Source organism: uncultured Shewanella sp., from assembly GCF_947491715.1.
Classification (GTDB): Bacteria; Pseudomonadota; Gammaproteobacteria; order Enterobacterales; family Shewanellaceae; genus Shewanella.
On the sequence record NZ_CANLKR010000113.1, the window covers coordinates 1 to 538 of the forward strand.

General features: G+C 54.3%; 1 rRNA gene. It reads left to right on the forward strand.

From position 1 onward, the window contains the following. Positions 1-520 (forward strand): 16S ribosomal RNA (locus Q0779_RS23735); the annotation flags it as partial. Between the last annotated feature and the right edge of the window lie 18 nt (positions 521-538).

The window sequence follows — 538 nt, forward strand, 5'->3', positions numbered from 1 at the left end:
GTGCCTTCGGGAACTGTGAGACAGGTGCTGCATGGCTGTCGTCAGCTCGTGTTGTGAAATGTTGGGTTAAGTCCCGCAACGAGCGCAACCCTTATCCTTATTTGCCAGCACGTAATGGTGGGAACTTTAGGGAGACTGCCGGTGATAAACCGGAGGAAGGTGGGGACGACGTCAAGTCATCATGGCCCTTACGAGTAGGGCTACACACGTGCTACAATGGCGAGTACAGAGGGTTGCGAAGCCGCGAGGTGGAGCTAATCTCATAAAGCTCGTCGTAGTCCGGATTGGAGTCTGCAACTCGACTCCATGAAGTCGGAATCGCTAGTAATCGTGGATCAGAATGCCACGGTGAATACGTTCCCGGGCCTTGTACACACCGCCCGTCACACCATGGGAGTGGGCTGCACCAGAAGTAGATAGCTTAACCTTCGGGAGGGCGTTTACCACGGTGTGGTTCATGACTGGGGTGAAGTCGTAACAAGGTAGCCCTAGGGGAACCTGGGGCTGGATCACCTCCTTACCTTAACGACTAACTTGA